Source organism: Kitasatospora sp. NPDC088742, assembly GCF_055584905.1.
The window spans coordinates 13,356-31,932 of record NZ_JBVJLD010000055.1 but is presented as its reverse complement, the minus strand read 5'-3'; the positions used below and the strand labels follow the sequence as shown (position 1 = coordinate 31,932).

The following is an 18,577-nucleotide window of genomic DNA, read 5'->3' as shown; positions in this document are numbered from 1 at the left end:
CACGCCGCACGACCGGTTTGACCAGCCGTCAGGCGTTGCCGCGGCGCCGCACCAGGTCGACCACGGCGATCACCAGGGCCAGCCCCACGATCGCGGCCGAAGTGAGGATGCCCGCCCGGAAGGCGGCCTGCCAGCCGTCGCCGACCCGGGCGAAGAACACCGAGCTGACGATCGCGATCCCGGCCGCCGAGCTGACGCGCTGTCCGGTCTGGAGCATGCCGCTGGCGGTGCCGGCCTGGGCCACCGGCACGTCCTGGAGGGTGAGCGTGGAGTTGGGGCTGATCACTGCGCCCGAGCCGACCCCCGCCACGAACAGCGGCAGCGCCGTCGCCCAGCCCGCCGCCGAACCGGTGGCCAGCGAGGCCGCCAGCCAGGTGCCGGTGAGGCCGAGCGCGACCAGCACCAGACCACCGGTGATCATGCGGCGGCCGAAGCGGTAGACGTTCCGCCCGGCCACCACCGAGCTCGCCGCGGTGCCCACCGCGAAGGGGGTGATGGCCAGTCCGGCGGCCAGTGCCGAGTACCCGAGCCCGTTCTGCAGGTAGAGCGTGAAGATGAAGAAGATGCTGGTGAACCCGGCGAAGTAGACCGCCCCGAGCAGTGCGCCCAGCGAGTACGAGCCGAAGCGGAACATCCCGAGGTCGACCAGCGGCGTCCGTCCGGCCCGCCCGTAGCGGTGCTCCCACCCCAGGAAGGCCGCCAGCAGCAGCGCGCCCAGCCCGAGCAGCAGCCACTTCGCCGAGCCCTGCCAGCTCCGCTGCTCGATCAGCGGCAGCAGCAGGGCGAACACCGCACCGCCCAGCAGCAGCACGCCCACCGGGTCGAGCCCGGTCCGCCTGCCCCGCTCGCCGCGCGGCAGCAGCCGGCGGGCCAGCGGGTAGGCCACCAGGCCGATCGGCAGGTTGACGAAGAACACCCAGCGCCAGCCGTGCTCGGTGCCCAGCGCCTGGATCAGCAACCCGCCGAGCACCGGCCCGACGGCGGTGGCGATCCCGATGGTGGAGCCGAGCAGCCCGAAGGCCTTGCCGCGCTCGGCTCCCCGGAACAGCTGCTGGATCAGGCCGGAGATCTGCGGGGTGAGCAGCCCGGCCGCGACGCCCTGGACCAGCCGGGCGGCGATCAGCATGGTCTCGTCGCCGGCCAGGCCGCAGAGCACGGAGGCGGCGGTGAAGAGCGTCAGCCCGGCCAGGAAGAAGGTGCGCCGCCCGTACGTGTCACCGAGCCGTCCGGCCGGGACGAGGGTGAGGCCGAAGGCGAGCACGTAGCCGGAGAGCACCCAGGAGAGGCCGGCCTCGGAGGTGTGCAGGCCGCTCTGGATGGAGGGCAGCGCGACGTTGACGATCGACACGTCCAGGAAGGACATGAAGCCGACCAGCAGGCAGACCCAGAGGGCCTTCCACCGCCTCGGGTCGAGACCGTCGGCCTGGCCCGGGGCCGGGGAGGGCCCGGGCCGGACGACGGGGGTGCTGGTGGCGGCCTTGCTGGTCAACGTGGCGTCATCCTTCAGGGGGAATGGTTCGGTAGGGCAAGTAATAGTTTACGCCCGAACTCTTCCGTCCCGCCCGTCCGGCCGCCGGGGTCAGGCCTGGCCGGTCTCGAAGCGGCTGACCTTCCCGTCCGTGACGGTGAAGCGCCAGGCGGTCCGCATCGCCCCCCAGGTGTCGTTGCGGTAGTCGGCGACCAGCGAGCGGCCGCCGTCGCTCTCGCTCTCCACGTCGAGGTGGCCGTTGGAGGAGAAGACCTCCCGCTCGGTCCAGTCGTGGAGATCGCGCTCGCTGCCGTCGTCGGACATGGTGGCGCCCGGGGCCAGGGCGGCCTGGAACGCGGCCCGGTCGTTGGCGTTGAGCGCGGTCAGCAGGGCGCGCACGGCGGGGTCGGCGAGCTGCGAGATCGGGACGGACATCGGGGCCTCCTCGGTACGGCGGAGAGTGGTCGCGTCCAGCGAACACGTCCGGGGCTCCGGGGCCGGTGACCTTGGGCCGTCCGTGGCGTGCCGCCGCCGACCACCCGTCAGACGACCGAAAACCGCTGGTCCGCGCCGTGCCGCGGTGGTTAGCCTTCGCCGCATGAGTTGGCTTCCCGAGGACTTCGTCCACCCGCTGCACGAGCCCCTGGCCGAGGGCTTCCACCTGCGCCCGATCAGGGCCACCGACACCGAGATCGACTACCCGGCCGTGATGGGCTCCCGCGAGCGGCTGTTCGAGATCTTCGGCCCGGCCTGGGGCTGGCCCGCGGCCACCATCACCGAGGAGGCGGACCGGACCGACCTGGCCCGCCACGAGCGTGAGGCCGAGGCCCACCTGTCCTTCAACTACGCCCTGCTGAACGAGGCCGAGACCGAACTGCTCGGCTGCGTCTACATCGACCCGCCGGAGCGCACCGGCGCGGACGCCGAGATCTCCTGGTGGGTGGTGGACGCGCGGGTCGGCACCGAGCTGGAGGCCGCGCTGGACGCCTTCGTACCGCGCTGGATCGGCGAGCGCTGGCCGTTCGAGCGGCCGCGGTTCATCGGACGGGACCTCAGCTGGGCGGAGTGGATCGCCCTCCCGAAGCCGGAGTAGTCCGCCGCACCCGGGCCCGTCCCTCCGCTCGGAGGGACGGGCCCGCGCCGTGCTCAGCCGGCGTTCTGCGGCGGGAGGGCGGCCACGGCCGGGTGGTCGTGTCCGACGGGGCCGTGCTTGGCGGCCCCGCCGGGGGAGCCGATCCCGTCGGTGAACTCCACGTTGATCGCGGTGAAGTGCTTCCACTCCTCCGGGGTGTCGTCCTCGTAGAAGATCGCCTCGACCGGGCAGACGGGCTCACAGGCCCCGCAGTCGGTGCACTCGTCCGTGTTGATGTAGAGCATCCGGTCGCCCTCGTAGATGCAGTCCAGCGGGCATTCGTCGATGCAGGCCCGGTCCTTGACGTCGACACAGGGCAGGGCGATCACATAGGTCATCGGGCGGCCGTCCTCACGGTTCGTTCCTGGTGGGTGTTCTGACGCGCTGTCCGGACGCAGGCCGACCGTATGACCTCAAGTAAACTTGAGCACAAACAGGAGGCGGCACAGACAGGAGGCGGCCCCGGATGACGAGCCATCAGCCCGGCCAGGCCCGGGCCACCCCGGACGACTGGCTGGCGATCGGCGAGGTGAGCGCCCGCACCGGCGCGGCGGTCTCCGCCCTGCGCTTCTACGAGGAGCTCGGCCTGATCGCCTCCGAGCGCGACGGCCGCAACCAGCGCCGCTACCCCCGCCACATGCTGCGCCGGATCGCCCTGATCTCGGTGGCGAAGCGGATCGGCATCCCGCTCCAGGACCTTCGGGACGCGTTCGCCGACGTGCCGCTGGACCGGCCGCCGAGCCACCAGGAGTGGCAGCGTGCCTCGCGCGGCTGGAAGCTCCGGCTGGAGGAGCGGCGGCAGACCATCGAGCGGCTGGAGGCCGAACTCACCGGCTGCATCGGCTGTGGCTGCCTGTCGATGAGGGCCTGCGCCCTGCTGAACCCCGGCGACGAGCTCGCCGAGGACGGCGCGGGCGCCCGCCGGCTCTGACGGGTGGTCATCCCGGCCCGGCCCGATCCGCCCCCGTGTCGGCCCGGACTCCTGGCGTTCGGTGTGCTTGTATCCCTTATTCGGGGAATGTCCACCCATCGAAGGGAGCCCTGGATGGGGCCGGCCGAACTGCTAGTCCTGACCTTCCCTCAGGAGACCATCACCGTCGAGGCGGTGAAGGCCCTGCGCCTGCTCCGGGCGGCGGGCGAGGTCCGGGTGATCGACACCCTGGTGGTCACCCGGCAGCCCGACGGCGAGGCGACCTACGGGGAGCTGGAGGACTTCGAGCACCTGCGCGGCGTGGTCGATCCGGACCGCGAGGAGCTCCAGCTGATCGGGCCCGAGGACGCCCAGGAGGCCGCCGAACTGCTGGAGCCCGGCACGGTGGCGCTGCTGGTGCTGATCGAGCACGTCTGGGCGGCGGCCGCCGCCGGTGCGCTGCGGGAGCTGGGCGGCCGGATCGCCACCGGCGTCCGCATCCCGCAGGAGAACATCGAACAGGCCGTCAGGGCCGCCGAGGCGCGCCGCGTCGCGGCCGGACAGTAGGAGGAGGACTCGTGTTCCGACCCATGCGCCCGATCCGGCCGGTCCGGGTCGTCCGACCCGTCGGCGCTCCGCTGGTCCGCGGCCTGGTGGTCGGCGGCGCCGCGTACGCCGCCGGCCGCAGCGCGGCCCGCTCCGCCCAGAACGAGCAGGACCAGAACGCCGCCATCGCCGACCTCCAGGCCCAGCAGGTCGCCGGCGCCCAGCCCCCGTACCAGCCCCAGTCCGCGTACCAGCCGCCGCCGGTACCCGCCGCGCCCGCCCAGCCGGACGTCGCGACCAAGCTCGCCGACCTGGCGCAGATGGTCCAGCAGGGCCTGCTCACCCCGGAGGAGTTCGCCGCCGCCAAGGCCAAGCTCCTCTCCGGCTGAGCCGAGCCTGCCCGCCTGCCCGCCTGCCCTCCCGCCGGCTGACCCGCCGTCGGGAAGGCGGCCAGGAGTCACCCGATCGGCCGATGGCCGTACCCGGTGGCCGTATCCGATGACCGGTTGGGCCGGTTGGTACGGCAGCGATCGGTAGGCCGGTGCGTGACTGCTGTGGACACCACCCGGCGACCGCAGGCAGAAGAAGGCGGAATGCTCCAAATCTCAGTCGAGGACTCCGAGATCGACCCGGGCGAGGCCCATCGGTGGCACCTGGTCTCCCTGACCGGTGACGGGGGGCCCGCTCCCCGCCGGATGACTGGTTACAACCAGGCGAAACATTTCACCGTGGCGCAGCACGCCCAGAGCATCGACGAACCGATCCGGTCCTACGTCGCGGCCAGCTTCGAGCTCCCCGGACGGGTGGACCTGGATGCGCTGGAACGAGCGTTCCTCCACCTGGTGCGGAGGCACGAGGTTCTCCGGGCGGTCTACCAGCCGCTCGGCGGGGACCTGGGGTGCGAGGTCCTGACGTCCGACGAGGTGGCCCTCAAGCACGACTACGTCGGCCCGCTGGAGACTTCCGCCGAGGTCACCGGTCACCTCCACGAGGCGTTCCGGGAGGTGGACACGCTCGCCTGGCCGCTGATCACGATGGGTGCGGTCGTGCGGCCGGAGTCGACCACGGTCTGGTTCTCGTGCGACCACCTCGTCACCGACGGCCTCTCCAGCGCGATCGCCGTCAACGACATCACCACCGCCTACCGGGGCCTCGCCCAGGAGCAGGAACCCGGCAGCTACCTGGAGTTCAGCCGCACCCAGCGCCGCGCCAACCGGGCGATGAAAGCGGACGACGCGCGGCTGGACTACTGGCGGGCGTTCCGCGATCGCAACGACGGCCTGTTCCCCCGCTTCCCGCTCGACCTGGGGGTCCGGCCCGGCCGGCTGTACGCGCCGCTGGCCAGTACCGAACGGCTGCTGACCGCCCGTCAGACCGAGGAGTTCGGCGCCGCCTGCCGGGCCCGTGGCGGGCGGCTGTCCATGGGACTGCTGGCAGGTTCCGCGCTCGCCCTGCGGCAGCTGGGCGGACCGGCGGAGTACCGGGGGCTGGTGCCGGTCAACGAGCGCGGCCGGGGCTGCTACGCCGAGTCCATGGGATGGTTCATCAACACCCTGCCGATCGAGTTCCCGGTCGGGGAGCCGGCCGGCTTCGCCGACGCGCTGACCGCCGCCCAGGACGCGTACGGGCAGGCGCAGGCCCACGCCGGAGTTCACTTCGTGAAGGCGTGGCGGCTGCTCGCCCCGGCCGAGTACGCGCGACTGCACTACTGGCCGCACGCGGTGAACTTCTTCTCCTACATCGACTGGCGCCGTCTGCCCGGTGCCGACCTGCACGCCGCCCAGCGGGCCCGGATGCACGTCTGGGTCTCCGGCTGCAACGGGCTCCTGCACTGGCTGCACCGCACCGACGACGGCTTGTTCGTCAACACCATCCACGTCGACACCCCAGCGGCCCGGGACACCAACCGGGCCCTGCTGGACGGATTGGTGGGCGTGCTGACCGAGGCCGCCTAGTGCCGTGCCCGCCGGAGTCCTACGGGTGCGGCCCGAGCATCATCAGCTTCTGCGGGTCCCGCACCGGCTCGAACCCGGCCCGGGCGTAGACCTCGTGGGCGTCCAGGGTGGAGAGCAGCAGCCGCTTCAGCCGGTACGGGGCGAGCAGCTCCACCACCGACTCGGCGATCCAGGTGCCGATGCCGCGCCCCCGGGCGGGCCGCGCCACGTACACGTCGCAGAGCCAGCCGAAGGTGGCACGGTCCGTCACCACCCGGGCGAACGCCAGCTGTTCGGCGGGCCCGGGGGTGTCCGGGGCGGCCGCGTAGACGCCGACGACCACCGAGTTCTCGATGCTGCGGGCGATGGTCCCGCGCTCGCGGCCGAGGGCCCAGAAGGCGTCGGTGGAGAGCCAGTGGTGGACCAGGTCGAGGTCGATCCTGGCGGGGTCGGTGTCGAGGACGAGGCCGTCCTCCCGGGTCAGCTGCACGGGTCCTCCTCGTGGGGTCTCAGGCGGCCAGGCCGGGGAGCACCTCGGCGCGTGGCAGCCGGGCCACCGCCGCTCCGGGCAGGATCAGCTTGCCGCGCCGCCGCCCGCTGCCGATGAGCACGTGCGGCAGGTCCACCACCGCCTCGTCCACCAGCAGCGGCCACTGCTCCGGCAGCCCGATCACGGTGATCCCGCCGTACTCCATCCCGGTCCGGGCCACGGCCTCCTCCATCGGCGCGAACGAGGCCTTCCGCGCCCCGAGGTGCTTGCGCACGACCCCGTTCACGTCCAACCGCCGGTCGGCCCGCACCAGACAGGCCGCATAGGTGACTTCACCCCCGCGCTTGGCGGCCACCACGACGCAGTTCGCCGACAGCTCCAGCGGCACCCGGTACGCCTCGCAGAACACCGCCGTGTCCGCCTTCTCCGGGTCGGTGCCCACGTAGAGCACCGACTCCGCCGCGTCCCACCCTTTCAGGGCCTCCACCACCGGCGGGGCCAGCTCCTCCCACGCCTCGGGCGCAGGCAGGACGGACCCGAAGTCCCCGAAGGGTGCACGCAGTTCGCTCATCTCCCGGACTGTAGCGCAGCCAGGTCCGTCCGGGCCCGGAGCCGGACGGCCGCGACGATCGGGGAGCGGGTGAAGGCCTCGGCGACCAGGGCGAGTTGGGAGCACTCGGCGCGGAGGTCGGGAGAGGTGGCGGGCGGGGTGTGGCCGGGGGTGCCCGGGTAGGGGTAGCGACGGCCGGCGGCCGCCGCCTCCAGCGCCGCCGCCAGCACCGCGGCCTCGACGGTCGCGTCGGTGCGCCGCCGGTCGAGGCGGGCGGCGAGGCTGGCGGCCGCGGCCCAGCCGGGCACCCGGTCGTCCAGGTGGGTGCGGAGCGCGAGTTGGCCGTCGCGGATCTCGATCACCCGCCGGTAGAGCGCGAACTCCGGGTCCCCGCCCGGACCGGGGCCGCCCCGGGCGGAGGGCGGCTCCAGCGCGATCTCCGGGCGGACGGCGTACAGCGCGGCCCAGAGCGGGCCGATCCGGCGCAGGTCGCGCCGGGCCCGCAGCCGCCGCGCCCACCCGGCGATCCGGCCGCCCCAGGCGGTCACCGTCATGCCGCCGATCACCATCACCAGCGTGGCCAGGCCGATCGAGGCGGAGTGCAGGTTGACCCCACTGGTCTGACGGCCCGTCCGGAACCCCTGGACCAGCGGGAAGAGGCTCATCGCGGACCAGTACAGCCCGCAGGCCCCGGCGGCCACCACCAGCCGCAGCCCGGTGCGCAGCAGCCCCGGGCCGAGCCGCCGGGCCGAGCGGTGGACCAGCAGGGTGAACAGCCCGACGCACCAGAGGCTGTGCGCGGTGAACAGCGCGTTGTAGGCGGTCAGTTCGGCCCGTCCGCCGGCCTCGACGGTGATCCTCCCGGCCACCGGCGTCACCTCGGCGGCCCGGTAGAGGAACGCGACGACGGCCATCACCGCCACTGAACAGCGGGCCTGACGCCGCATCGGCGCACGGCCGCGGTCGCCGCCGCGCACCGCAAGGGCCGTCAGCGCGAGGAAGCCCTCGGCCGCGAGTTTGAGCTCGGTGCACAGCAGTGGCAGCAGGTAGCCGACCAGCGGCCGGGCAGCGATCCCCGGGCTCCGGGAGAACGGCAGCAGGGCCATCGCCAACCCGAGGCAGACCGTGAACGCGGCCAGGTGGCGGGCGCCGGGTTGCAGCGGGCCGCCGCGCCAGAGCCGGATCCGGCAGAGCACCCCGACGATCGCGACGGCCCCGGCCAGCCACTCGACGAGCTCGATCATTTCGGGTCGGTGGGACGCCGGCGCATGCCCGGGCCCCAGTCAAGGCCCCAGCCCCAGCGCGGGCGGTGGTCGGTGAGGCCCGGACCGGGGCTGCGGCTCGGACCGTGCGGAGAGTCGAAGATCCGGCCGAGCCGGACCGCCTCCTCGCTCCCCTCGCTTTCGTCGCCCGGACGCGCCGCCGCCTGGCCGGACGGGGCGCGCGGCCCCGCGGCGCGGTGCAGCACCAGCGAGGCGAACAGCTCCGCCTCCTGCTCCTGGGTGGTGTCGTACGAGCTGCGCCCCAGCACCCGGCGGACCAACTCCTCGGACAGGTGCGGCAGCAGACCGCCGACGCCCCCGCCGCCGCCCCCGCCGATGCCCCCTCCGGCGCCCCGGTCGGCCGCCGGCCGTGCGTCCTGGTGGCCGCAGAGCAGGTGCCCGACCTCGTGCAGCACGATGTGCTGCTGGTGCAGCGGGGTGGTGTCGGTCGGATAGCCGATGTACTCGGCGCGCTCCGTGCTCACCAGTACCCCGCAGGTGCCGGCCGCACCGGCGGGCAGCGGCAGGAACTCCACCGGCCGCCCCAGCTGGGTGGACAACACCGAACCGAGGGCCGGGAGTTCGAACGGGTCGGGGAGGGTCAGGGTGTCCGCGAGCTCCCGGCAGTGCCGCCAGAGCCTGCGCCGTTCGCCGTCCGTCATGCCGCCCCCAGCCGCCGTGCCGCCCGAACCCGTGGGACGGCGGGCGGGCGCGCTCCGCACGCGCGACCGTCCCGTACTCCGCCCCAGCAACCCCACGCGCTCCGGTGAGCGCGGACGCGAGCCTACTCGGCGCCCCTGGCCCGCGCCTCGCGCCGGGCGATCGCCTCGATCATGTCGCTGATGGTGCCCAGCCCCTCGGGCGAGAGCGTCACCGCCCGCAGGGCCACCTCCTGCACCCCGGCGTCCCGCAGCGCCCCCAGCAGGGCCAGCTCCTCGGCGATCCGCGCGCCCTGCTCGTCCTCGAAGAAGTAGGCCGGCGGCACCTGGAAGAACTGCGCCAGGGCCTCGAGGTGCCGCTTGGTCGGGTTGTCCCGCCGCCCGGTCCGCAGCTGCCAGAGGTAGGTGGCGGAGAAGGTCTCACCCGTCGCCTCCCGGCACGCCCGGGCGACCTCCTCGTTGCTGTGCGGCTCGCCGTTCGGCCGCCTGACGGTACGGAAGAGCTGTTCGATCCGCTCCCCGAGGACACCGGGCCCGTCTGCCGTCACTGTGCGCCTCCCCGTCCCGTCGCTCCGTCCGGCCCCCATCGTAGCCATGCGTCCCAGCACCCGGAGCGGTGGCGAGGCCGGTGACCTGTCGGTGGAGCGTCCGTCCTGCCTCGCCACCCTCGGCAGCGCCCGCTGAGGGATCGACTCCAGATCACTGATGACCAGTCAGATCCCTTTCGATCGAATATTGTTGGCCCGATGCCCGCCTCCCTGCCTACGGTGGCGGCCATGGACACTTCCCGCATCGCCGTCGTCACCGGCGCCAACCAGGGCCTCGGCCGCGCCCTGGTCGAAGGCCTCGCCGCCCGCCTCGCCGAGCACGACCTGGTCCTGCTCACCGGCCGCGACCAGGGCCGCGTCACCGCGGCGGCCCGCGAGGTCGCCGAGCTCCCCGCCACCCGGGCCCGGGTCGAGGGCCGGGTGCTCGACGTCACCGACGCCGACGCCATCGCCCGCCTCGCCGAGGACCTGACCGCTCGTCACGGCGGCGTCGACATCGTGCTCTCCAACGCCGTCGCCCGCCTCCTGCCGGAGGACTCGCAGTCCGAGCGGGCCGATGAGTTCATCGACGTCTCCAACGCCGCCACCCACGCGGTGCTGCGCTCCTTCGGCCCGGTGCTGCGCCCGGGCGGGCGACTGCTGGTGGTGGCCAGCAGTCTGGGCACCCTGGGCCGCCTCGATCCCCGGCTGCACCCCCTCTTCGACGGCGCGGGCCTCGACGGAGTGGAGCGGGCCGTGGAGTCCTGGCGCGCGGCGGTCCACAACGGCACCGCAGCCGAGGCCGGCTGGCCGCGCTGGCTGAACGTGCCCTCCAAGGTGGCCCAGGTGGCCGCCGTCCGCGCCGTCGCCGCCGCCCGCCGGGAGGACGACCTCGCCACCGGCACCCTGGTCGCCGCCGTGTGCCCCGGCATGGTCGACACCCCGACCTCCCGCCCCTGGTTCTCCGACTACAGCCAGGCCCAGACCCCGGCCGAGGCCGCCCGCGCCGTCCTCGACGTGGTCCTCACCGAGTCCGTGGACCCGTCCCTCTACGGCGAGTTGATCCGCTTCGGCGCCCCGCTCGACTGGCACGGCGGCACCCCGCCGCTCGAACAGGACCTCATCCTCAAGCCCTGACCGCCGCCGCCCGACCAAGCTCACGCCACAGGCGCGAGTCGGGCGGAGGGGTCATGAGCAGGGTCGTCGTGGTGCACGGGGTGGGACGTCAACTCGACACCGCCGAGACGCTGTTGGCGGAGTTCGAACCGGCCCTGCGCGGCGGGGTCGGCCTGGCGCTCCGCCGCGACCCCGCCCTCGTCGGACTCGCCGACGGCGACGTGGCCTTCGCCGCGTACGGCGACCTCTACCGGCAGTCCGGCGCACGCGGCGAGCCGTACTACCGCGCGGAGGACGTCGAGCCCGGCTTCGAGACGGAGCTGCTGGAGGCCTGGTGGCGCGAGGCGGCCCGGCTGGACCCGCGCGTCCCCGGGCCGGACGGGCCCGTCGGCGGTCCGGCCGCCCGGGGCGCGGTCGGGCACCTCGCGTCGCGGGCCCTGACGGAACGGGTCCGCCAGGCCCTGCACGCCGTCACCCGCCTGCGCTACTTCCGGCCGGTCGCGGAGCACATGTTGATCTCCGACCTCAAGCAGGTCAGCCGGTACTTCACCGAGCCCGCACTGCGCACGGCGGCGCGCGCCCGGGTCGGGGAACTCCTCACCCCCGAGACCAGGGTGGTGGTCGGCCACTCGCTGGGCTCGGTGGTGGCCTATGAGGCCCTGTGCGCGGCCGTCCCGGAGCACGGGCCGCTGACCCTGGTCACCATCGGTTCACCGCTCGGGCTGTCCGGATTGGTGTTCGACCGCCTGCTCCCGGTGCCCGGGCCTGACGGCATCGGGGTCTGGCCGGCGCCCGTGAAGCGCTGGACGAACCTGGCGGACCGAGGCGATGTGGTCGCCCTGGTCAAGGAGTTGGCTCCCCGCTTCGGCCCGGAGCTCCGGGACCTGGCGGTGGACAACGGGGCCGAGATGCACAGCATGCGCGCCTACCTGACAGCGGTGGAGACCGGGACGGCGATCGCCACGGGGCTGGCCGGATGACGGTCAACCCGGCCTCCGATGGGCACAACCGCTTCCTCTTCGCCTTCGGCTCGGGCGTGTACACCTCCGACCCGACCCTGGAACCCCTGCCAGGTGTGCCCGAGGACCTGCGTCGGGTCAAGGGCCTCTTCGGCTCGCTCGGTTATACCGAGATCCTCCCTGAGCTGTCCCACGCTCCGGACGCGTACCGGGTGCGCGTCGCCCTGGAGGTCTGGCTCAGGGCGGAGGAGCGCTGCGAGCAGGACGTGCTCGTCGTCTACTACGCGGGGCACGGGCTGCGTGGTGCACAGCGCCACCGGCTCACCTGCCTGAACAGCCGTCAGGATCTGGTGTCCACCGCCCTCGCTACCCGCGACTTGGCCGAGCTGCTGGCGGACAGTCGGGTCGGGCACGTCCTGCTGCTGCTCGACACCTGCTTCGCCGAGCTCGGCGCGGCCGAGATCGCCGCCGTCACCGGCCAGCTGGTGGACGAACGCCCGCAGGACGCCGACGCTGTGTGGCTGGTGGCCTCCGCCCGCTCAAGGGAACTCGCCTACGACCACGCCTTCGCGACGGCACTGGAGGCCGCGGTACGACATGGCACGGCCGGGAAACGTCAGCGCTACCTCGACATCCCCACCGTAACCAACCAGGTGAACGACCACTTCCGGCAGCACGGTTCAGGCCAGGACGCCAGCTACCACGCGGTCTCCGGCCGAGCCGTCCCGCCGTTCCTGCCCAACCCCAGGTACCGGCCCGCCTCGTTGAACGGAGCCATGGACGTCGAGTCGGAGGGGGAGTGGACCGCGCACTTCGACCCGCGCGGACGCGGGGTGGACTACCCGAGCGATCCGGGTGACTGGTTCACCGGCCGCAGCCAGGTCCTGGCCGAGCTGGCCGAGTGGCTGTGCGCCCCCGTCCACGACCGCCGGGCCCGGGTGGTGACGGGCGACCCGGGCTCCGGCAAGTCCGCGGTCTTGGGACGGTTGCTCGCCCTGTCTCGGTCGGACCGTCCCGAAGCCCCTGAGCTCCGGCTGCCGCCGGGCGTGGTGACGGTCTCGGTGCACGCGCACGGCACCACGTTGGAGCAGCTCACCACTCGGCTGGCCGCCGCACTGGACGTCGAAGCCGACAGCCTGTCAGAGCTGCTGGCCGGTCTCGCCGCGTACGACGGTCCGCTGCGGACCGTGCTCGTCGACGCGTTGGACGAGGCGGGCACCGGCGTCGAAGGGCGGGAACCGCAGCGCATCGCCTGGGAGTTGCTCCGGCCGATGTCCGACATGCCCGGTCTGAGGCTGTTGATCGGCGCCCGTCGGACGACCGTCCCCTACCTGGGGCGCGCTGTGGAGGTCATCGACCTGGACACCGACGAGTACTTCGGCCGGGACGACATCGAGGAGTACGCGCGGCGCACCCTTGCCGGCAGGCCCGGAGAACCGGATGCGTTGGCGAGGGCGGTGGCCCGGCAGGCGCGGCGCTCCTTCCTGATCGCCAGGATGACCGTACGAGCGCTGCTGCACGGTGACTTGACCGTAGATCAGTCGCGGCCGGGCTGGGAGGAGACACTCCCGTCGGAGGTGGGGCAGGCCTTCGACGCGTACCTGGCCCGATACGGCGAGGACGAGGACCGAGTGCGCCGTCTGCTGCGACCGCTGGCCTACGCGGAGGGCTCCGGGCTTCCGTGGGACTGGCTGTGGGCTCCGCTGGCGACCGCCCTCTCAGGTGAGAAGTGCACGGACGAGGACGTGGACTGGCTGCTGCGGCACGCCGGTTCGTACGTGGTGGAGGTGTCGGTCGGTCAGGACCGGTCGGTGTTCCGGCTCTACCACGAGGCGTTGGCCGAGCACCTGCGGGACCCGCGGCGCAGCCGCGAGGACGGGCGGCGGATAACGGCGGCGCTGGTCGACTCGGTCCGGTTGAGGGGTGACGGCACGCCGGACTGGGAGCGGGCGCATCCCTACGTCCACGGTCATCTGGCGGGCCACGCCGCCGCTTCGGGCGACCTCGAAGGTCTGCTGGACGACCCGTGGTTCCTGGTGCACGCCGACCCGGACGCGCTGTTGGCGGCGACGCAGGTGGTCCGGGGCGGTGACGCTCAGCAGGTGCGGGCGATGTACCGGACCTCGGCCCATCTCTACCGCGACCTGCCCCCGCACGAGCGCGCGCAGGTGATGGCGGTGGACGCGGCCCGCTACCGGCTGGAGCGCCACCGGGCTGAACTGGGCGAGCGGTTGGAGTGGAGACCTCGGTGGGCGACCGGGGCGCAGACGAGCTCCCTGTTTCTGGCGGAGCTGAGTTCGGAGTGCGGCTACCCACTGGTCGCTGCACAGCTGCGAGGGAGGCCGGTTGTCCTCAGTGCGCTGCGGGGTGGACCGGTGCAGGTCTGGGACCCGGAGCAACGTGCGTGCGTGTTCACCCTGGAGGGACATGACGAGACCGTCTCGGCGATGGACTGCATCGAGTTGGACGGTGTCGTTCACGCAGTGACCGCCTCCCACGACGGAACGGTCCGCGTCTGGGACATCGAGCGCTCCACGGAGATCCGCAGGTTCGTGGTGGAGGCCGCAGAAGACACCGTCCGGCGACTGGAGGCGCCATACGGGGAGCCTGCGATGGCGGGTATGTGCTGCATTCGCGTGAACGGTGAGGCACTGGTCGTCGGCTGTGCGTCCAACGGATCGGCCTGGGTCCGTGATGTGGTGTCGGGCGCGATTCGACGGAGCATGCCGAGTCGGAGCAGTGCCTCCTTCCAGCCGCTCGCAGTGGTCGGCACGGAGATCGGGGGTGTGGCGCATGTCCTCGTCCAGCAGCCTGACGGTCCGGTACGGCGGTGGAACCTCGAGACCGGGGAATGGGGAGACCTTGCGGACTCCGAGGGCTGTCTCGGTGTGGCCGTGACGGTGGAAGGCCGTCGAGCGGTCGTCGCTCTCGGCTTTCGGGACGAGGTCGTGCGGTTCAGCGATCCGATCTCGTCGGCAGCGTTCTCCTCGATGGAAGTGGGGCCGGGCTGGGCCACTTCGCTGGCTTTCGCGGAGCTGGATGGCCTCGCGGTCGTGGTGGTCGGTTACGGCGACGGTTCGATGGACTTGCGGGACCGTTCGGGCGGTCGCGTGCTCGCGCGTCTCAACGGCAACACGGACTGGGTCAACTCCCTGGCGATCACGAGCGTCGAGGGCAGGCCCGCGGTGGTCAGCGCCAACAGCCGCGGAGCCGTTCGTCTCTGGAGGCTTGAGGCGCAGTCGGAGGAGGTCCGTCTGGCCGGGCACTCGAGCCGGGTGTCGGCAGTAACGTGCACGGTGCTAGACGACAACGCTGTCGCGGTGTCGGCCGGCGATGACCACACGGCGCGCGTGTGGGACGTGGCGTCCGGGCGGGAACTGCGGCGCCTTGAAGGGCACTTGGAGCGTCTGAACGGAGTTGCATGCACGACTGTCCAGGGTGACCGGGTCGCGGTGACCAGCGGGAACGACGACACCGTGCGGATGTGGAGGCTTGCCGACGGGGTCGAGATCGCCAGGGCCGCGGCAACCTACTCGTCCCCTGTGGCCTGCGGATACGTCGACGGCGATCCTGTGGCTCTTCTGGTGCGGGGTGAGCTCTTCAGTGGACGGACGGTCCTCTGGAACCTGAACGACCGGAAGACGGGCGGGACGATCGAGGCCGGAAGCGCGATGGGCACGTTGGCCTGCTCCCTCGTGGACGGACGGCAGGTGGCAGTGATCGGGGAATCGCACCTGTCGCAGGAGGATCCCTCCGAAATCGACTGGCAGCGTGTGGGGTTGTGGGATCTGCACGACCAGACCCATCTCGGGGACCTGGAGGAGGGGGCGGTACAGGTCAACAGTCTGCAGTGCGGTGATGACGGGAGCGATCCCGTCGTCGTGGCGGGCACGGCCGGTGAAGGAGCACTGGTGTGGAGTCTGCGTACCCGGCAACTGCGTCACCGGTTGGGTGACGGCTGGATGTCCGATGTGGAGCTGGGGTCGCTGGACGGAGTACCGGTAGCCGTCACCGCCGGCTACGACGACTACGTGGTACGGATCTGGAACGTCCGCAGCGGCGTGCTCCTGCAGGAGATCCCGATGCCAGTCCAGCCCGGAGCGGTGGCCTTCGCACCCGGTGGTGAGCTGGTGGTCGGGGCCGGGTACGAGGTGATCGTGCTGGAGCGGGCCGGGAGGCCGTCAGGCCCGGGTGGTCGGAGGTGACCCGGGCCTGACGGGGTCTCAGGTGGGCGCCGCGGTCTAGAAGAAGCCGAGGGCGTCGGGGGAGTAGGAGACCAGGAGGTTCTTGGTCTGCTGGTAGTGCTCCAGGAGCATCTTGTGGGTCTCGCGGCCGAAGCCGGAGTTCTTGTAGCCGCCGAACGCGGCGTGGGCCGGGTAGGCGTGGTAGCAGTTGGTCCAGACCCGGCCGGCCTGGATGGCGCGGCCGGCCCGGTAGGCGGTGGAGCCGTCGCGGGACCAGACGCCGGCGCCGAGGCCGTAGGCGGTGTCGTTGGCGAGGGCGATGCCGTCGTCGAAGTCGTCGAAGCGGGTGACGGCGACGACGGGGCCGAAGATCTCCTCCTGGAAGATCCGCATGGAGTTGTCGCCCTCGAAGACGGTGGGGGTGACGTAGTAGCCGCCCGCCAGGTCGCCGTCCAGCTCGGCGCGTTCACCACCCGTCAGCAGCTTGGCGCCCTCGGCCTGGCCGATCTCCAGGTAGGAGAGGATCTTGGCGAGCTGCTCGGCGCTGGCCTGGGCGCCGATCTGGGTCTCGGTGTCGAGGGGGTTGCCCTGGCGCATGGCGCGGACCCGCTCCAGGCCGTCGCCGAGGAAGCGGTCGTAGACCGAGGACTGGATCAGGGCCCGGCTGGGGCAGGTGCAGACCTCGCCCTGGTTGAGGGCGAAGAGCGCGAAGCCCTCCAAGGCCTTGTCGTAGAAGGCGTCCTGACGGTCCGCCACATCCGCGAAGAAGAGGTTCGGGCTCTTGCCGCCGAGTTCGAGGGTGACCGGGATGAGGTTGGGGCCGGCGTACTGGCTGATCAGGCGGCCGGTGGAGGTCTCGCCGGTGAAGGAGATCTTCCGGATCCGCGGGGAGGAGGCGAGCGGCTTGCCGGCCTCCTCGCCGAAGCCGGTGACCACGTTGACCACGCCCGGCGGCAGCAGGTCGGCGACCAGCTCCATCAGCAGCAGGACGGAGGCGGGGGTCTGCTCGGCGGGCTTGAGGACCACCGCGTTGCCGGCCGCCAGCGCGGGGGCGATCTTCCAGATGGCCATCAGGATCGGGAAGTTCCACGGGATGATCTGGCCGACCACGCCGAGCGGCTCGTGGAAGTGGTAGGCGACGGTGTCCTCGTCGATCTGGGAGAGGCCGCCCTCCTGGGCGCGCAGGGCGCCGGCGAAGTAGCGCAGGTGGTCGACGGCGAGCGGCAGGTCGGCGGCCAGCGTCTCGCGGACCGGCTTGCCGTTCTCCCAGCTCTCGGCGACGGCGAGGCGTTCGAGGTTGGCCTCGATCCGGTCGGAGACCCGCAGCAGCACCTGGGCGCGCTCGGCGGGGGAGGTGCGGCCCCAGGCGGGGGCGGCGGCGTGGGCGGCGTCGAGCGCCGCCTCGACGTCCTCGGCGGTGCCCCGGGCGACCTCGCAGAAGGTCCGTCCGGTGACGGGGGTGGGGTTCTCGAAGTAGCCGCCGCGCACCGGGGCCCGGAAGGTGCCGCCGATCCAGTGCTCGTAACGGGGGCGGAACTCGACGATGCTGCCGGGCTGGCCGGGGGGCTGATAGACCGTCATGGGCGGTATCTCTCCTCGCTGCTGAGGGTGGAGCTGCGGGACGACCACGTACGCGCGCCGATGTCGGGGTCACCGGCCGGACACGCACGGTAGTGACCCCGGGGCGAGACCCTAGCCGCGAAGGGCCCGGGCCGCCACGGTGCCTCGTGGGGAGAGAGGGGGAGGAGCGGTGGTACGTCAGCCCGACAGGTACCGACCGGTCCGGAGCTCCCAGCGGAGATAGCCGGCGGTCCACGCGCCGAGTCCGTCCGCGTACCGGTGCGCCGCGTGCCGATCGGCCGCCGACAGCTGCAACAGGCGGTAGACTTCGGGTAGTTCGGTCATCAACTCGCCGACCCGGTCGGCCATGTGCTGGGCCTCCGACATGACCACGGAGGCCGCCTCCTCGGGGGAGCAGCCGCGCTCGCGTTGCACGATCATCACCAGGTTGGCCACGTCGCCACGGGCCAACTCCTGGGCGTAGGAACGGACATCGTTGGTGAGGGAGGGTATGTCCGCGGCGAGCTGGCGGAGTTGACGCAGGACCGGATGGTGCAGCACGGCCTGCGGTACCTCGAAGCGCCCGAGCCGCTCGATCATGTCGAAGATGGTCTCCATCGCGGCGGTGCCCCGACGGAGCATCAGATAGCTTTCCCGGTCCGGCGGTCGGCTGGCTATTCGCCCGGCGGCCTCGGCGGGGTGGGAGGCGAAGTAGGACTCCCAGTTGTACGCGGCCCGGGCCCGCCAGCGGGGCGACATGCCCTCGATGCTGCGGCGCCAGAGGTCCGAGAAGGCCCGCTCCGCAGGGGTGGCGCCGACCGGTCTGGGGCTGTGGACCAGGGCGGTGAGCCGCTCGCAGATCTCGGAGACCTCTTCGGGGCGGCGGCCGAGCGCGTCGTCGAACTGGTCGTCGAAGAGGAAGTAGAAGCCCATCAGGTCGGCGGCCAGCCCGAGGTCCTCGGCCGAGCTCTCCGGGTAGGTGAGCGCCGCCAGTTCCGGCACGTCCCACCTCTCGTAGCTCAACTGGCCGGTGGAGGCGGCCAGTTCACGGTGGCGGTGCAGCCACTCGGTGTGGTGGCGGGCAGCCTGCGACTGGTACGGGCTGCGTCGGTGGGGGAAGGGGAGCTCAATTGAACTGTCGTCGGACATCGGACTCCAGGCGCTCGTACTGTGCGTAGTTCTGGCGCTCTCCACAGGCTCTGGTGTTCAGCCTTTCGCGCCGTGTACGTCTCAATGATCAACGGCGCCCGTACCGGGCGAAGGTTATCCGATCTGATCAT

General features: G+C 72.3%; 18 protein-coding genes. 8 read left to right on the top strand and 10 right to left on the bottom strand.

Translation table 11 applies throughout. The features are described 5' to 3' along the window. Nucleotides 1–28: 28 nt before the first annotated feature. Both ACZ6ZR_RS32310 and ACZ6ZR_RS32305 read right to left on the bottom strand, forming a co-directional pair. Nucleotides 29–1,489, bottom strand: a complete 1,461-nt coding sequence (locus ACZ6ZR_RS32310) for an MFS transporter (RefSeq protein WP_465648463.1) — start codon at nucleotides 1,487–1,489, stop codon at nucleotides 29–31. A gap of 90 nt (nucleotides 1,490–1,579) precedes the next feature. After that, complete coding sequence (locus ACZ6ZR_RS32305) at nucleotides 1,580–1,903, bottom strand: nuclear transport factor 2 family protein (RefSeq protein ID WP_465648461.1); 324 nt, start codon at nucleotides 1,901–1,903, stop codon at nucleotides 1,580–1,582. A gap of 163 nt (nucleotides 1,904–2,066) precedes the next feature. Here ACZ6ZR_RS32305 and ACZ6ZR_RS32300 point away from each other — a divergent pair, with 163 nt between their 5' ends. Then, the gene (locus ACZ6ZR_RS32300) at nucleotides 2,067–2,561 is read left to right on the top strand and encodes a GNAT family N-acetyltransferase (RefSeq protein WP_465648459.1); all 495 of its coding nucleotides are present in this window, start codon (nucleotides 2,067–2,069) and stop codon (nucleotides 2,559–2,561) included. 53 nt (nucleotides 2,562–2,614) lie between these two features. On the opposite strand, the gene fdxA is transcribed toward ACZ6ZR_RS32300, so the two are convergent. Then, nucleotides 2,615–2,938 carry a ferredoxin gene (gene fdxA / locus ACZ6ZR_RS32295; protein ID WP_465648457.1) on the bottom strand — a complete coding sequence of 108 codons (324 nt, stop codon included), beginning with the start codon at nucleotides 2,936–2,938 and terminating at the stop codon, nucleotides 2,615–2,617. 128 nt (nucleotides 2,939–3,066) lie between these two features. On the opposite strand from fdxA, the gene soxR reads away from it, so the two are divergent. The 4 genes from soxR (at nucleotide 3,067) to ACZ6ZR_RS32275 (ending at nucleotide 6,011) form a co-directional block, all read left to right on the top strand. Beyond that, on the top strand, nucleotides 3,067–3,531 hold the full coding sequence (gene soxR, locus ACZ6ZR_RS32290) for a redox-sensitive transcriptional activator SoxR (protein WP_465648455.1): 465 nt from the start codon (nucleotides 3,067–3,069) through the stop codon (nucleotides 3,529–3,531). Between the two features lie 114 nt (nucleotides 3,532–3,645). Then, nucleotides 3,646–4,077, top strand: coding sequence for a DUF6325 family protein (locus tag ACZ6ZR_RS32285; protein WP_465648453.1), 432 nt, complete (start codon nucleotides 3,646–3,648; stop codon nucleotides 4,075–4,077). A gap of 11 nt (nucleotides 4,078–4,088) precedes the next feature. Next, entirely contained in the window at nucleotides 4,089–4,445 is a 357-nt protein-coding gene (locus ACZ6ZR_RS32280; RefSeq protein ID WP_465648451.1) for an SHOCT domain-containing protein, read from the top strand. A gap of 204 nt (nucleotides 4,446–4,649) precedes the next feature. Next, nucleotides 4,650–6,011: a condensation domain-containing protein gene (locus ACZ6ZR_RS32275; RefSeq protein WP_465648449.1), complete on the top strand. Its 1,362-nt coding sequence runs from the start codon at nucleotides 4,650–4,652 to the stop codon at nucleotides 6,009–6,011. 19 nt (nucleotides 6,012–6,030) lie between these two features. Here ACZ6ZR_RS32275 and ACZ6ZR_RS32270 read toward each other — a convergent pair whose 3' ends face one another. The 5 genes from ACZ6ZR_RS32270 to ACZ6ZR_RS32250 form a co-directional block, all read right to left on the bottom strand. Beyond that, nucleotides 6,031–6,480, bottom strand: coding sequence for a GNAT family N-acetyltransferase (locus tag ACZ6ZR_RS32270; RefSeq protein WP_465648447.1), 450 nt, complete (start codon nucleotides 6,478–6,480; stop codon nucleotides 6,031–6,033). Between the two features lie 19 nt (nucleotides 6,481–6,499). Continuing rightward, a complete protein-coding gene (locus tag ACZ6ZR_RS32265) occupies nucleotides 6,500–7,042 on the bottom strand; it encodes a YbaK/EbsC family protein (protein WP_465648524.1) in 543 nt (180 codons plus the stop codon). 5 nt (nucleotides 7,043–7,047) lie between these two features. Next, nucleotides 7,048–8,274, bottom strand: coding sequence for an MAB_1171c family putative transporter (locus ACZ6ZR_RS32260; RefSeq protein WP_465648445.1), 1,227 nt, complete (start codon nucleotides 8,272–8,274; stop codon nucleotides 7,048–7,050). Further along, the gene (locus ACZ6ZR_RS32255; protein ID WP_465648444.1) at nucleotides 8,271–8,954 is read right to left on the bottom strand and encodes a ParH-like protein; all 684 of its coding nucleotides are present in this window, start codon (nucleotides 8,952–8,954) and stop codon (nucleotides 8,271–8,273) included. Before ACZ6ZR_RS32255 ends, ACZ6ZR_RS32260 begins: the two co-directional genes overlap by 4 nt. Nucleotides 8,955–9,076: 122 nt before the next feature. After that, entirely contained in the window at nucleotides 9,077–9,499 is a 423-nt protein-coding gene (locus ACZ6ZR_RS32250; protein ID WP_465648442.1) for an XRE family transcriptional regulator, read from the bottom strand. Between the two features lie 228 nt (nucleotides 9,500–9,727). Between ACZ6ZR_RS32250 and ACZ6ZR_RS32245 the strand changes: the two genes are divergently transcribed. From ACZ6ZR_RS32245 to ACZ6ZR_RS32235, 3 genes are read left to right on the top strand one after another with little or no spacing between them, the layout of a single operon-like run. Continuing rightward, nucleotides 9,728–10,615, top strand: a complete 888-nt coding sequence (locus ACZ6ZR_RS32245) for an SDR family NAD(P)-dependent oxidoreductase (protein WP_465648440.1) — start codon at nucleotides 9,728–9,730, stop codon at nucleotides 10,613–10,615. Nucleotides 10,616–10,668: 53 nt separating this feature from the next. Next, entirely contained in the window at nucleotides 10,669–11,574 is a 906-nt protein-coding gene (locus ACZ6ZR_RS32240; protein ID WP_465648438.1) for a hypothetical protein, read from the top strand. Further along, the gene (locus tag ACZ6ZR_RS32235) at nucleotides 11,571–15,758 is read left to right on the top strand and encodes a caspase family protein (RefSeq protein WP_465648437.1); all 4,188 of its coding nucleotides are present in this window, start codon (nucleotides 11,571–11,573) and stop codon (nucleotides 15,756–15,758) included. Before ACZ6ZR_RS32240 ends, ACZ6ZR_RS32235 begins: the two co-directional genes overlap by 4 nt. 36 nt (nucleotides 15,759–15,794) lie before the next feature. On the opposite strand, the gene exaC is transcribed toward ACZ6ZR_RS32235, so the two are convergent. Both exaC and ACZ6ZR_RS32225 read right to left on the bottom strand, forming a co-directional pair. Further along, complete coding sequence (exaC, locus tag ACZ6ZR_RS32230) at nucleotides 15,795–17,318, bottom strand: acetaldehyde dehydrogenase ExaC (RefSeq protein ID WP_465648435.1); 1,524 nt, start codon at nucleotides 17,316–17,318, stop codon at nucleotides 15,795–15,797. Nucleotides 17,319–17,495: 177 nt separating this feature from the next. Further along, a complete protein-coding gene (locus ACZ6ZR_RS32225) occupies nucleotides 17,496–18,446 on the bottom strand; it encodes a terpene synthase family protein (protein WP_465648433.1) in 951 nt (316 codons plus the stop codon). Between the last annotated feature and the right edge of the window lie 131 nt (nucleotides 18,447–18,577).

Coding starts and splice junctions, on each gene's coding strand:
- ACZ6ZR_RS32305 (WP_465648461.1), bottom strand. CDS start 1,903: ATGTCCGTCCCGATCTCGCAGCTCGCCGACCCCGCCGTGCGCGCCCTG.
- ACZ6ZR_RS32300 (WP_465648459.1), top strand. CDS start 2,067: ATGAGTTGGCTTCCCGAGGACTTCGTCCACCCGCTGCACGAGCCCCTG.
- fdxA (WP_465648457.1), bottom strand. CDS start 2,938: ATGACCTATGTGATCGCCCTGCCCTGTGTCGACGTCAAGGACCGGGCC.
- soxR (WP_465648455.1), top strand. CDS start 3,067: ATGACGAGCCATCAGCCCGGCCAGGCCCGGGCCACCCCGGACGACTGG.
- ACZ6ZR_RS32285 (WP_465648453.1), top strand. CDS start 3,646: ATGGGGCCGGCCGAACTGCTAGTCCTGACCTTCCCTCAGGAGACCATC.
- ACZ6ZR_RS32275 (WP_465648449.1), top strand. CDS start 4,650: ATGCTCCAAATCTCAGTCGAGGACTCCGAGATCGACCCGGGCGAGGCC.
- ACZ6ZR_RS32260 (WP_465648445.1), bottom strand. CDS start 8,274: ATGATCGAGCTCGTCGAGTGGCTGGCCGGGGCCGTCGCGATCGTCGGG.
- ACZ6ZR_RS32255 (WP_465648444.1), bottom strand. CDS start 8,954: ATGACGGACGGCGAACGGCGCAGGCTCTGGCGGCACTGCCGGGAGCTC.
- ACZ6ZR_RS32245 (WP_465648440.1), top strand. CDS start 9,728: ATGGACACTTCCCGCATCGCCGTCGTCACCGGCGCCAACCAGGGCCTC.
- ACZ6ZR_RS32240 (WP_465648438.1), top strand. CDS start 10,669: ATGAGCAGGGTCGTCGTGGTGCACGGGGTGGGACGTCAACTCGACACC.
- ACZ6ZR_RS32235 (WP_465648437.1), top strand. CDS start 11,571: ATGACGGTCAACCCGGCCTCCGATGGGCACAACCGCTTCCTCTTCGCC.
- exaC (WP_465648435.1), bottom strand. CDS start 17,318: ATGACGGTCTATCAGCCCCCCGGCCAGCCCGGCAGCATCGTCGAGTTC.
- ACZ6ZR_RS32225 (WP_465648433.1), bottom strand. CDS start 18,446: ATGTCCGACGACAGTTCAATTGAGCTCCCCTTCCCCCACCGACGCAGC.